The organism is Streptomyces poriferorum (assembly GCF_019399235.1).
Classification (GTDB): domain Bacteria; phylum Actinomycetota; class Actinomycetes; order Streptomycetales; family Streptomycetaceae; genus Streptomyces; species Streptomyces poriferorum.
The window spans coordinates 18896-31006 of record NZ_JAELVH010000224.1 but is presented as its reverse complement, the minus strand read 5'-3'; the positions used below and the strand labels follow the sequence as shown (position 1 = coordinate 31006).

Annotated in this window: 11 protein-coding genes; 3 read left to right on the top strand and 8 right to left on the bottom strand. The window is 72.0% G+C overall.

Annotated features, from left to right (window positions below; genetic code table 11):
* Nucleotides 1-258: 258 nt before the first annotated feature.
* The 8 genes from JGS39_RS29700 to JGS39_RS29670 form a co-directional block, all read right to left on the bottom strand.
* Nucleotides 259-2058 (bottom strand): DUF3492 domain-containing protein, encoded by a 1800-nt coding sequence (locus JGS39_RS29700; RefSeq protein WP_219572791.1) that lies wholly within the window; start codon nucleotides 2056-2058, stop codon nucleotides 259-261.
* Between the two features lie 190 nt (nucleotides 2059-2248).
* Nucleotides 2249-3871, bottom strand: coding sequence for a dipeptide ABC transporter ATP-binding protein (locus JGS39_RS29695; RefSeq protein WP_219572790.1), 1623 nt, complete (start codon nucleotides 3869-3871; stop codon nucleotides 2249-2251).
* Entirely contained in the window at nucleotides 3868-4857 is a 990-nt protein-coding gene (locus JGS39_RS29690) for an ABC transporter permease (RefSeq protein ID WP_219572789.1), read from the bottom strand. Before JGS39_RS29690 ends, JGS39_RS29695 begins: the two co-directional genes overlap by 4 nt.
* Complete coding sequence (locus JGS39_RS29685; RefSeq protein WP_219572788.1) at nucleotides 4854-5837, bottom strand: ABC transporter permease; 984 nt, start codon at nucleotides 5835-5837, stop codon at nucleotides 4854-4856. Before JGS39_RS29685 ends, JGS39_RS29690 begins: the two co-directional genes overlap by 4 nt.
* 2 nt (nucleotides 5838-5839) lie before the next feature.
* Complete coding sequence (locus JGS39_RS29680) at nucleotides 5840-7567, bottom strand: ABC transporter substrate-binding protein (RefSeq protein ID WP_219572787.1); 1728 nt, start codon at nucleotides 7565-7567, stop codon at nucleotides 5840-5842.
* Between the two features lie 227 nt (nucleotides 7568-7794).
* A complete protein-coding gene (locus tag JGS39_RS41990; RefSeq protein WP_315986320.1) occupies nucleotides 7795-7890 on the bottom strand; it encodes an Ms4533A family Cys-rich leader peptide in 96 nt (31 codons plus the stop codon).
* A 157-nt stretch (nucleotides 7891-8047) separates the two neighbouring features.
* Nucleotides 8048-9535 (bottom strand): DUF3152 domain-containing protein, encoded by a 1488-nt coding sequence (locus JGS39_RS29675; protein WP_219572786.1) that lies wholly within the window; start codon nucleotides 9533-9535, stop codon nucleotides 8048-8050.
* Complete coding sequence (locus JGS39_RS29670) at nucleotides 9520-10485, bottom strand: alpha/beta fold hydrolase (protein WP_219572785.1); 966 nt, start codon at nucleotides 10483-10485, stop codon at nucleotides 9520-9522. Before JGS39_RS29670 ends, JGS39_RS29675 begins: the two co-directional genes overlap by 16 nt.
* 109 nt (nucleotides 10486-10594) lie before the next feature.
* Here JGS39_RS29670 and JGS39_RS29665 point away from each other — a divergent pair, with 109 nt between their 5' ends.
* The 3 genes from JGS39_RS29665 to JGS39_RS29655 all read left to right on the top strand — a co-directional run bounded on the left by JGS39_RS29665 (nucleotide 10595) and on the right by JGS39_RS29655 (nucleotide 11980).
* A complete protein-coding gene (locus JGS39_RS29665) occupies nucleotides 10595-10810 on the top strand; it encodes a hypothetical protein (protein WP_219572784.1) in 216 nt (71 codons plus the stop codon).
* 168 nt (nucleotides 10811-10978) lie between these two features.
* Nucleotides 10979-11620 (top strand): TetR/AcrR family transcriptional regulator, encoded by a 642-nt coding sequence (locus tag JGS39_RS29660; RefSeq protein ID WP_219572783.1) that lies wholly within the window; start codon nucleotides 10979-10981, stop codon nucleotides 11618-11620.
* A 132-nt stretch (nucleotides 11621-11752) separates the two neighbouring features.
* The gene (locus JGS39_RS29655) at nucleotides 11753-11980 is read left to right on the top strand and encodes a DUF3107 domain-containing protein (protein ID WP_024490505.1); all 228 of its coding nucleotides are present in this window, start codon (nucleotides 11753-11755) and stop codon (nucleotides 11978-11980) included.
* Nucleotides 11981-12111 lie beyond the last annotated feature (131 nt).

Here is a 12111-nt window from a genome sequence, read left to right as displayed (position 1 = left end):
GCCTGGGGGCCGTCCACCGCACCACCGGACGGGGCGGTGGACGGCCCCCAGGCCGGTTCCGAGACGTCCGCGAGCAGGGTCCCGGAGGCCGCCGCCGCTGTGCGGTGGTCCCCGTTGCTGCTGGTCGTCGGTGTGCCGAGTGCCCCGGGCACTTCGGTCGGGCGGCCCATCGTCGTTCCTCCGTGCTTGTCGCCGAGTGCGGCGGGTGCACCGGCCGGTCCCGGTCGGTCGGTACGGCCCGGCGCGGCCGCCTCCTGGTCACACATCGCCGTCCCCCGAGCCGCACGCTCCCGCGCCGACTCCCTGCACGGCCCAGCTGGGCGTCCGCCCGGCCGGCCCCGGATCCGGGTCGTCGCCCGGCTCCGGCCACAGGCCGAGGACGTGGGCCTCCGGCGGAGTGTCGAAGGGCCGCCGGCCGCCGGCAGCCGGTGCCGGCGCCCTGCGTACCGGCGCCTGCGAGATCAGCTCCAGGTAAATGCCGCGAAATGCCGCGAGGTTCTGTTCGACGGTGAAGAGTTCGAGTGCGCGGGCGCGGGCTGCGGCTCCCAGGCGCGCACGGCGCTCGGGGTCGCGCAACAGCGCCAGGCAGGCGTCGGCGAGCGCCCGGGGATTGCGCGGCGGCACCACGAGCCCTGTTCCACCGATGACCTCGACGACCGCGCCGACGTCCGTGGACACCGTCGCCCGGCCGCAGAACATCGCCTCGACCAGGCTGATCGGAAAGCCCTCGACCACGCTGGACAGCACCACGACGCCACCCGCCGCGTACGCCTGGGCGAGATCCGGGACCTCTGCCCCGCCGATGTCCTCGAAGGAGACGGGGCTGTCGCCGACGGCGTGCGCGTCCACGGCCTCGTCGGGGAAGAGCTGGTCGGCGAGCGCCCGGCAGTGGGCGAGATAGGAGGCGCCCTCCGGCCCCTGGGCCGCCGCACCGATGATCCGCAGCCGGGCGTCGGGCTCGGCCCTGCGCACCACCGCGAAGGCGTGCAGCAGGGCGATCAGGTCCTTGGCCGGCTCGATCCGGCCGACCCAGACCAGCGTGTCGGGGCCTCCGTCGCCCTCGCTCTCACCGAGCACCGCGAACCGGCCGGACTCCATGCCGGGGTAGACCGTGCGCACCTTGGCGGGTTCGGCGCCGCAGCGCTCCTGCCAGCGACGGGCATGGGTGTTGCCGGGGGTGATGAGCGCGGCCTGCCGGTACACCTCGGTGGCGAGCTGCCCGTGGAAGTTCGCAAGCAGCGCGCGTACCGGCGCACTCACCGGCGTACCGGAGTCCGCGAGGTAGTGCGCGCGCAGCTGCACGGCGTGCTCGGTGACGAGCAGCGGCACCCCGAAGAAGCGCTTGGCCAGCAGTCCCGGCAGCGCCGCGGCGCCGCCGGACGCGGCGTGGCAGAGGTCGACGGCGCCGAGGTTCTCCTCGTCGTACCAGTCCAGGGAGAGCGGGCGCAGCGCCCGGTCGAGCTCCGCGGCGAAGGCGAGCAGATCGGGAACGGTGGCGGTCTGGACGGTGCGTCCGGTGCCGGGTGCGCGGCAGGCGGCCTCCAGGATCCGCACCGCGGTCTCGGAGCGCAGGGCGGCGGGGAGCCCACCGTGCTCGCAGGCCAGTTCGGCGAGTCCGTAGAGGCCTTCGGTGAACAGCGCGTCCGTGAGGTTCGGATCGGCGCACCGCGCAGCCGCGTCACCGTCGCCCCGCTCGCCGCCGGACGCGCCCGAAGCGCACACCGAGGTCGCGAGCGCCGTGAAGTGGGTGACGAAGCGGCGCCGTTCGCGCCGCCCGTACGTCCGTGCGCCCCCACCGGTCAGCAGGCGCGGGATCAGCCCGCGGGGGGCGTGGAGGCCGAGGGTGTCCTCGTCGGCGGTCCACAGGGGCGCGGTCCGCACCCGGCTGACCTGGGGCGGAAGCTGGACCCAGCCCTGCGCCTCCTGCTCGGCGCTGCGGCTGAGCGCGAAGAGATCGAACTCGTGCTGCGCGAGCCCACGCACCAGGCGGTCGCACCAGAGTCTGGACTCACCGGACGCATACGGATAACCACCATCGGTGAGCAGTCCGATCCGCACGAGCACACCCCCGATCTCCCTCGTGAGCGGCCGCCGTTGAATCGGCGACTCGCAGCGGGACGACCGTAAGCGGATACGCCGGTGGCGCGACGGACGGTTGTCCGTCGCACCACCGAAAGGGGTGAACCGTCGTAACTTTCCCGCCCCGGTAGCGTTCCGTCGCGCTATAGAGACAGTCGGTCACGCAGGGTCAGGCTGCGGCCAGCTCCTTGCGGGCTGCGCGGCGTACCGCCGCGAGCGCCGGATCGAGGGCGGGGACGGCCGCCAGCAACTGCTTGGTGTACGGATCCGCGGGGTCGCCGTACACCCGCTCCACCGGTCCCTCCTCGACGATCCGGCCCCGCCGCATGACGGCGACCCGGTCGCTGACCTGCCGTACCACGGCGAGGTCGTGGGCGATGAAGACGAGGGCGAGTCCCAGTTCCTGCTGGAGTTCCGCCAGCAGGGCGGTCACCTGGGCCTGGGTCGTCACGTCGAGCGCGGAGACCGCCTCGTCGCAGACGATGAGCTCCGGCTCGGCGGCCAGGGCCCGCGCGATCCCGACCCGTTGGCGCTGTCCGCCGCTGAACTCGTGCGGATAGCGGTCGTACTGTTCCGGGTCGAGCCCGACACGCCTCAGCAGATCCCGTACGCGCGCCCTGATCGCGCTCTCGTCGCGCTCCCCGCGCGCCCGCAGCGGGTCGGCGACCGACTCGCCTACGGAACGGCGTGGGTTGAGCGAGGAGACCGGGTCCTGGAAGACCATCTGAACGCGGGCCGCCCGGCCGATCCGGCCGGAGGTGGGTTCCAGCAGACCGACGAGCATCCGTCCGAGGGTGGTCTTGCCGCTGCCGCTCTCGCCGACGATGCCGAGCGTCTCGCCGCGGCGGACCGTGAGCGAGACCCCGTCGACCGCGGCCAGGGCGGACTTCCCCCGGCCGAAGACCTGGCGTACGTCCGCGGCCTCGACCAGCACCTCGGCCTCCGCGCCGGTCCGCTCCGGCTCCGCCGCCCGCCCTGCGGGAGCGACCGGGTCAGCGCCCACAGCCGCCCGTGCCGCGGGAGCGATCCTCGGTACCGCCGCCAGCAGCGCCTTCGTGTACGGCTCGCGGGGTGTGCCGAGCACCTCGGCCACCGGTCCGCGTTCCACGGCGAGGCCCGACCGCATGACGAGCACGTCGTCGACCGATTCGGCCGCCACGCCCACGTCATGGGTGACCAGGAGCAGTCCCATGCCCGTCTCCCGGCGCAGATCATGCAGCAGGTCGAGGATCTGGGCCTGGACGGTGACGTCGAGCGCGGTCGTCGGCTCGTCGGCGATCAGCAGTTCCGGTTCACAGGCGAGCGCCATCGCGATCAGCGCCCGCTGGCGCATCCCGCCGGAGAACTCGTGCGGCCGGGAACGGGAGCGGCGTACCGCTTCGGGGATCCCGACGCGGTCCAGCACCTCCACGGCCCGGGCCCGCGCCGCCCGCCGGGAGACGCGGTGGTGGACCCGGTACACCTGGGCGATCTGGTCGCCGACCGCGTAGTAGGGGTCCAGCGAGGAGAGCGGGTCCTGGAAGACCATCGCGGCCTTCGCCCCGCGCAGCCCGCGCAGTTCGGCGTCCCCGGCGGCCTGGACGTCCACGCCGGCGACCCGTACCGAGCCGCCGACCTTCGCCCCGGTCCCCCGGTGCAGCCCGAGCAGGGCGTAGGCGGAGGCGCTCTTGCCGGAGCCGGACTCGCCGACGACGCCGAGCGCGCCGCCCGCCTCCAGCGAGAAGGACAGCCCGCGCACCGCGTGCACGTCGCCGAACGAGATCGAGAGATCGGTGACCTCGACCAGACTCATGACAGCACCACCCGTCGGTCGGCCATCGCCTGGAGGATGTCCGCGACGGCATTGGCGAGGACGACGAAGAATCCGGTGACGAGCACCAGACCGACGACGACCGGGAGGTCCACCTGCTTGACGGCCTCGACGAGTTCGCGGCCGACGCCGGGGATTCCGAAGAGGGACTCGGTGAGCACCGCGCCGCCGAACATCGAGCCGACGTCGAGGGCGCCGAGTGCGATCACCGGGGCCAGCGCGCCGCGCAGGGCGTGCCGTCCGACGATCGTCCGCTCGCCGACCCCGTACGCCCTGAAGGTGCGCACATGGTCCTCGGCGAGCGTCTCCAGCATCGAGGCCCTGGTCATCCGGGCGTACGGGGCGGCGGAGATGAGCGCCAGCGAGATCCAGGGCAGCAGCAGGTTCCAGGCCCACTGCTCCGGGTCCTCGGTGAAGGGGACGTAGTCGGGGAACGGCAGGATCCGGAGCGCCGTGACGCAGATGATGATCAGCAGCAGCCCGATCACGAACACGGGCGTCGCCATGCCCGCCAGGGTGATCCCGGTGAGGATGCGCTCGGTGACACGGCCGCGCCGCCACACCGAGAGCACCCCGGTACCGACCCCGAGCACCATCCACAGCACGAAGGCGCCGACGGCGAGCGAGGCGGTGGCGGGCAGCTTGGCGACGATCAGCTGGGTGACCTGCTGACCGCTCTGGTACGAGAGTCCCAGGCACGGGGCCTGGCAGTGGACGACGCCGGTTCCGGTGGAGTAGTCGTGGCCGGTGACCAGGGCCTGGAGGAAGTGCGCGTACTGCACGTACACGGGGTCGCCGAGGTGCAGTTGCTCACTGACCTGGGCGACCTGCGCGGGCGAGCAGCGTGGACCGCAGGCGATCTGCGCGACGTCGCCCGGGGCGACGTAGAAGGCGGCGTAGACGACGACGCTGAGGGCGAGGAGGACGAAGAGCGCCCCGCCGAGGCGGCGCAGCAGGAACCCGCTCATGCTCCGGCCTCCTTCTTGCGCCCGGTGCCGATCCGCAGCCGGGAGGCGGCGCGGGGGTCGAGCGCGGTGCGTACGCCCTCACCGAGGACGGTGAGCGCCAGCACGGTGACGAAGAGCAAGAGGGCCGGGATGAGCAGATAGGTGGGCGCGGCCTGGTACCAGGTGTCGGCGTCGCTGAGCATCTGCCCCCAGGACGGTGTGGGCGGCTTGATGCCGACGCCGAGGAAGGACAGGGCCGCCTCGACGACGATGTTGGCGGGGAAGAGCAGGACGGCGTACGTGATGACGGGCGCGGCCAGCGCGGGCAGCAGCTCGCGGCGGGCGATCTGCCAGGAGCCCCAGCCGCTGAGCCGGGCTGCCGCGACGTGGTCGCGCGACTTGAGGGACAGGGTCTGGGCGCGCACGATCTTCGAGATGCCGGACCAGCCGACCAGGCCGACGATCACGGCGATCAGCACCGGGCGGGGGAAGCCGGCCGGGACGACGGCGAGCGCGCCGAGCGCGGTCACCATGACCGGCAGGGCGACCACGACGTCGGTGACCCGGCTGAGCGCCTGGTCGACGAAGCGGTTGCCGAGACCGGCCGAGAGGCCGACGACGACACCGACGGCCACCTGGAGCAGGGTCGCTCCGAGTGCGACGCCGAGCGAGACCCGGGCACCGTACGCGACGCGGGCGAACAGGTCGCGGCCGGTGAGCGGTTCGACACCGAGCCAGTGCTCGGCACTGATGCCGCCGAAGGAACCGAGCGGAACCCCGCCGGTGGCGGAGTCGACGAGATCGGGGTGGTACGCGGTGGGGTTCTGGCCCTCGATGCCCGTGAGCAGCGGCGCGGCGAGCGCGAGGAGGACCAGCAGGGCGACGACCGCCGCCGCCACGAGGGCGGAGCGGCGGGCGCGCAGCCGCCGCCAGAACGGATGGGCCCCGGAGGTGGGGGCCCGGACGGCCCCCATCTCCTCGACCAGCAGTGCTTCGGCCATGATTACTTGACCGCGACCTGCGAGATGTCGAGCACGCCGGTCCAGTCGCTGATCACGACGTTCTTGACGGACTCGCCGTACAGGCGCTTGTAGACGGGGTGGAACAGCGGCACGGTCAGCGCCTGCTCACCGACCTTCTTGTCGAGCGCGCCCCAGCGCTTCGCGGCGGCGCCGAGGTCGGTCAGCTTGTTGATCTCGTCGATCTCCTTGTTGACCGCGGGGTCGTTCAGCTGGGCGGAGTTGAAGTTGTACCCGGCCTTGACGATCTGGCGTCCGTCGAAGATCGGGGCGAAGAACGGGCCGCCGGAGGGCCAGTCGGCGCCCCAGCCGCCGAGGAAGAAGCCGGGCTCGGTCTTCACGTTGTAGACGGTGTCCGAGTAGGCGTTGTCCTCCAGGCCCCGGAGCTTGACCGTGATGCCGGCCTTCTTCAGCGCCTCCTGGAGTGCGGTGGCGATCTCCGGGCTGGTGGCGAAGTTCTTGTCGTTGTTGTGCGTGAGGGTGACGGTCAGCCCGTCGGGGTAGCCGGCCTCCTTCAGCAGTTCCTTCGCCTTGGCCGCGTTGCCGTTCTTTCCGGCCGGGAAGGCGTCGTACGGCGTGTGGCCGAAGGAGTCCTGGTCGGGAAGGAAGGTGGTGGCGGGCTCGGCGAGCGAGGAGCCGCCGGCGGCGTTGACCACGGAGCCGCGGTCGACGGCGTACGAGATGGCCTGGCGCACCTTCGGGTTGTCGAACGGCTTCACCTTCGGGTTGAAGGCGATGTAGTTGGTGTAGCCGAAGTGGCCGGTGCCGACGCGGGCGGCGAGCTTCTTGTCGCCGGTGACCTTGGCGAGTTCCGCCGGGCCGAGGTTGGTGTCGGTGGTGACGGCCGCGGCGTCGGCGCCCTGGGAGGCGGACAGCCGCTGGTTGATGACGGCGGAGTCGAGCCCGGAGCGGACGTCGATCCGGTCGGGGTAGGCCTTGCGCTCCTCGTCGGTGGCGGCCGACCAGTGCGTGTTGCGCTCCAGGACCAGCCTCTCGCCGTCGCCCTCGTTCTTCACGACCTTGTACGGGCCCGAGGAGAGCGGGTGCTCCTCGTACTTGGTGCCGGTGTCCTTGGCCTTCGGTACGGGGGTGGTCTGCGTCTGGGTGGCCAGGTAGGGAAACTCGCCCTCGGGCTTGTTGAGGTGGAAGACGATCGTCTTCGCGTCGGGCGTCCCGATCGAGGCGAGTCCCTTCTTGTCCTTGTACGGGCCCTGGTAGTCGGCTCCGCCGATGAGCCAGTCACGCAGGTAGGGCGCGCCGCCGGAGAGTTCGGCCGCGAAGGAGCGCTCGATGCCGTACTTGATGTCGGCGCTCGTGATCGCGGTGCCGTCCTCGTATTTCAGGTCGTCCTTGAGCGTGTACGTCCAGACGGTGGCGTTCCTGCTGGGCGTGCCCAGGTCGGTCGCCAGGTCGGGGACGACCTTCGAGCCCGCCGCGCCGTCCTCCCGGTTGCGGGTGGTGAGCGTACGGAAGACGAGGGAGGGAACGTTGCCGCCGCCGGAGGTGTAGAGCCGGGCGGGGTCGAAGTCCTCCTGCGGGCTGCTGTTCAGGACGGTGAGCGTGCCGCCCTTCTTGGGGGCGCCCGCCGCGCCGGAGGTGTCGTCGCCGCCCTTGCTGCTGCCCTCGGGGCCGCAGGCCGCGGCGCCCGCGGCCACGGCGAGGACTGCGGCGGCCGCTGCTACGCGGCGCGATATGACGGACGGATGACGCATCGGAAGATGACCTCTCGGAGTACTGCCTGGATGAGGGAAACAGAAAACGATTCCGTGCAGGCGGCGACGGGAGAGGTGTGCACACGACCGGTCAGGACAGGTGAAGGTGACCGGAACACTGGAACTGCCGCGCCTGCGGACGGAGTACGCCCGGGCGCGGCAGTCGGGGAAGGGCGGTCCGGGCCATCAGGGCTCGGACGGGGGGCCGACGTGCGCGCGGGCAGGCGTCAACAACAGTCGATGTCGGCGACGCTGTGCCCGGTCACGCCGATGAGCGCAAGCTCGATGGCTGCGCGATCGGTGGTGACGGGGGTGCGTGACATGCCGAGAAATATGGGCGACGGCCTGCCCGATGTCAACGCGATATGAGACGGCCGTCTCGCCATTCGGACGGGCGCTTCGGTCGGACACTACGGAGGGTGCCGCCCGGGCCCGACCCGGCGGGGCGCCCGGCCGGACGCCGCAGCACCCCCACCGGACTCAACCCTTCGGGTACACCCAGGCGTTGGGGAGGCATTTGATGCCGTTGAGGTCGAGCGACTTCGTCTGCTGCTGCATCACCGGAGCGAGGGCGCCCTTCGTGCCGCAGCTCACATGGTTGTGCCCCAGCCGGTGGCCGACCTCGTGGTTGATCAGCATCTGGCGGTAGGCGAAGAGCTTGTCCGGCCCGAAGGTGGACGAACCCTGGGCCCAGCGGTAGGCGTTGATCATCACGCGCTCGGTGGCGGCGGAGTCACAGGAGACGTTGTCCTCCATCGTGTCCAGCCCCGACTTCTCGCACCATTCCCCCGTGGTCCCCGGGCTGGCCAGCGTGATCACGAAATCAGGCTTCCCGGTGGAAATCCGTTCGAAGGTCATATCGCCGTCGTGGGCCCAACTCCGGTCATCATTCAGAGTTTCCTGGACCGCCTGGGCGAAGAGCGCGGAGTCCAGTCCGAGCCCGTACTCGACATCGATCCGATAGCGGTACTTCTGCCCCTTGCCCGGAGCCTTCGCCGTCCCGGCGACCGTCCGGAACTTCCCCGATGCGGTGAGCTTCGCAGCCAGCGGATAGGCCTTGGCCATTTTCTGCTCGTACGAAAGGGGCTTGGCCGCCATCTGGGGGCTGGGCGTCGTCCGGACGTCCGAGCGCGATGCGTCGCCCTCGCCGTCCCGGTCCACGCCCGCGGGCTGCGCGGCGGCGGACCGGCTGCCGCTGTCGTGGGCGACCTGGCCCGCCACGACCACCGCGAGCACGGTCGTCACGGCGGCCGCGGCGATACCGGTGAAGGTGCGGCCCTTGCCGGCCTTGGCGCTCTTGGCCTCGTCGCCGGGAGCCGCCGGGCGGTCGTCCGCGTCCGGCGGGTTCTCGTCCCGGTCGGTGACGGAGCGGTACGGGTCGGCCGGACCGGAAGGAGTCGCGGCCGGCCGGCGGGGTGCGGGCGGGGCCGGCGGGCTGTCGAAGGCCTCGACGAACTCGCGTCGCGGGCCCGGTATCAGCGGCCTGGCAGCGGTCTCCTGCGCATTCCGCGGAGCCTGAGGACCCCGCGGGTTCTGCGACCCCTGTGGCCGTCCGGACGTCTGGGGTCGCGGTCCCTGCGGGCTCTGCGGTCCCTGCGGCCGTCCGGGCGCCTGGGTCCGGGCCTGCGCCTGTGTCTGTGTCCGGCTGCCGATGCGGCCCTGCCCCGTGCCGTGCGGCGGGGCCGGGCGGTCGCCGTACCGCCCGAGGGGCCCGGTCCCCCAGCCGCCGCCGGGTTCACGCTGTTCGGGATGGCCGCCGCGCACCTGGGGCGTGTCCGGGATCGGGGTGTGGCCGTCGGTGCCGGGAGCCGCTTCGCCCGGCCGTCTGCGCCGGCCGTTGCCGGCTGCGGGCGGGGCGCCCTCGCGCCCCGCTTCCGCGTTCGCCTCGGAGGGCCCGCTCTCGGGCCCACTGGGCGCAGGGCCCATTCGGCTGTGTCGTCCCACGCCCCGGATCAGCTCCCGCCGCATTCGTCGAGCAGTTCCCGGAACGCCTGGGCGACCGCCTCCGGGTACTCCATCATCGCCACGTGCCCGGCGTCGGGCAGTGTCAGCAGTCGCGCATCGCGGAAGGCCGCGGACGCCCTGCGTGCCATCCGGTACGAGACGAGCCGGTCCCGTCCGCCGTACACGAGCTGGACGGGTGCGAGCACCCGCTCGGCCTGGCGCCACAGCCCGTGCTGCCCGCCCAGTGTGTACGCGTCGACGATGCCACGTGCCGAGCGCGCCATCGCGTCCCAGAAGTACGGCAGCGCCAGCCGCCGCTCCATTTCGGCCACCGCGTGACGGAAGGCGTCGGCGGAGACACGTGCCGGATCGCCGTAACAGAGTGCCATGACTCCGCGGGTGCGTTGTTCCGCGCTCCAGTCCCGGCTCATCCGGGCGAACAGGGACACGACTCCCGGAACGGCGAGCAGTGCCGTCGGGGCGGCCGACAGCTGCACCCGCAGTTCGGGGAGCGCGGGCGAGATCAGGGTGAGGGTGCGCACCAGGTCCGGGCGGACCGCCGCGACCCGGGTCGCCACCGCACCGCCCAGCGAGTTGCCGAACAGGTGCACGGGGCCGCGCTCCCCGGCGTCGAGGAAGCGGATCACCGCGCGGGCGTGGCCGGTGACCGAGTAGTTGCCGTCGTCCGGCGGCGGGGAGTCCCCGAAACCCGGCAGGTCGACCGCCTCACTGTCCAGCACGTCCTGGAGCAGCGGCATCAGCGCCGACCAGTTCTGCGAGGAGCCGCCGAGTCCGTGGACGAAGAGCGCGGGCGGCAGCCCGGTCCGCTCCGGCGGCCGCGAACGGACGGTCAGCGTCAGCCCGGGCAGCGTGACGGAGCGAAGCCTCTCCCCCTCCGCGACCCTGACGGCGCTCACCGTGGGGGCCACCGCTGCGGCGGCGGCACGGACTCCCGGCAGCTCGGTCGAAGACATGCGGCAATGTTACGAGACGATCACACCGTGGTTCATGTGTTCGCCGTCACAGATCGCATGGCGGCTTCGGGGGGTAGCTCCTAGGCTCGGAGCAAGGAAGGGAGTCACCATGACGGTCGACCCCAGTGACCCGGAGAGCTTCGAGGACGTCCAGCCGGACGGCCCCGGCCCGGAGGTGCCCGACGCCGACGCCGCCGAGCAGCAGGCGGATCTGCGCCCACAGGACGACGAACCGATGGCCGACGTCGACCGGGACCGTGCGAACGAGGCGGATGCGGCGGAGCAGGCCCGCGTCGTCTCACAGGATGAGGACGATTACCGCTGATACGCCCCGCTATGCGGCAGGGGGTGCGGAAACTGTGGCTACCGCAGTCGTCCGGTCCGTGAAATTCTGCGTCCGCGCCGCGCATACCAGGGTTACCCAAAAGTACGATGTCGGTATGGCGCAGCGTGCACGGAACTGCTGGGTCCGATCACAATTTTGGGAGGCGGCGTGACAGCCATCGAGCAGACCGAGGCGGCGCGCCCGCGGGGCACTCGTTTGCCCCGCCGCGCCCGACGCAATCAGCTCCTGGGTGCTGCGCAGGAGGTCTTCGTCGCGCAGGGGTACCACTCCGCCGCGATGGACGACATCGCGGAGCGGGCCGGGGTCAGCAAGCCGGTGCTCTACCAGCACTTCCCGGGCAAGCTGGAGCTCTATCTGGCCCTGCTCGACCAGCACTGCGAGTCGCTGCTCCTCGCGGTGCGCACGGCGCTGGCGTCGACGACCGACAACAAGCTGCGCGTGGCCGCGACGATGGACGCCTACTTCGCGTACGTCGAGGACGAGGGCGGCGCGTTCCGGCTGGTCTTCGAGTCGGACCTGACCAACGAGCCCGCCGTACGCGAGCGGGTCGACCGGGTCTCGCTGCAGTGCGCCGAGGCGATCTCGGACGTGATCGCGGGTGACACGGGGCTGTCCAAGGACGAGTCCATGCTGCTCGCGGTCGGGCTGGGCGGGGTGTCCCAGGTGGTCGCCCGCTACTGGCTCTCCAGCCGCTCCACCATCCCGCGCGACACGGCGGTGCAGCTCCTCACCTCGCTGGCCTGGCGGGGCATCGCGGGCTTCCCCCTGCACGGCCTCGATCAGCACTGAGCGGGGCCGCCGGCTCCGGTGTTCGCTGCGGGCGTTTCCCGCGGCGCCCTGCCCGGTCCCCTCAGCGGGCTAATGTGTGCTGCGTACGGCGCGGTTCACCGCGCAGGGACTGACCGTCGGAGGGACATAGCCGTGGAGGTCAAGATCGGGGTGCAGCACACGCCCCGGGAGATCGTTCTGGAGAGCGGGCTTTCCGCCGAAGAGGTCGAGAGCGCGGTTTCCGAGGCTCTCGCCGGCAAGGCGCAGCTGCTCAGCCTCACGGACGAGAAGGGCCGCAAGGTCCTGGTGCCGGCCGACCGGATCGCCTACGTGGAGATCGGCGAGCCCAGCACACGACGGGTGGGGTTCGGCGCGCTGTAGCAGCGTGCCCGGACGCACAGACCGTGGAAGCGGCCCAGTGGGGATTTCCTCCCCGCCGGGCCGCTTTTCGTTGTGCACGGGGCGGCACGGCTGCACGCGGGGAACCTGCTCGGCCGCGGACGGTACACGCG

Excerpts from the sequence above, each read along its gene's own strand:
- JGS39_RS29680 (WP_219572787.1), bottom strand. The coding sequence starts at position 7,567 with ATGCGTCATCCGTCCGTCATATCGCGCCGCGTAGCAGCGGCCGCCGCA.
- JGS39_RS29670 (WP_219572785.1), bottom strand. The coding sequence starts at position 10,485 with ATGTCTTCGACCGAGCTGCCGGGAGTCCGTGCCGCCGCCGCAGCGGTG.
- JGS39_RS29675 (WP_219572786.1), bottom strand. The coding sequence starts at position 9,535 with ATGCGGCGGGAGCTGATCCGGGGCGTGGGACGACACAGCCGAATGGGC.
- JGS39_RS29690 (WP_219572789.1), bottom strand. The coding sequence starts at position 4,857 with ATGAGCGGGTTCCTGCTGCGCCGCCTCGGCGGGGCGCTCTTCGTCCTC.
- JGS39_RS41990 (WP_315986320.1), bottom strand. The coding sequence starts at position 7,890 with ATGTCACGCACCCCCGTCACCACCGATCGCGCAGCCATCGAGCTTGCG.
- JGS39_RS29685 (WP_219572788.1), bottom strand. The coding sequence starts at position 5,837 with ATGGCCGAAGCACTGCTGGTCGAGGAGATGGGGGCCGTCCGGGCCCCC.
- JGS39_RS29665 (WP_219572784.1), top strand. The coding sequence starts at position 10,595 with ATGACGGTCGACCCCAGTGACCCGGAGAGCTTCGAGGACGTCCAGCCG.
- JGS39_RS29695 (WP_219572790.1), bottom strand. The coding sequence starts at position 3,871 with ATGAGTCTGGTCGAGGTCACCGATCTCTCGATCTCGTTCGGCGACGTG.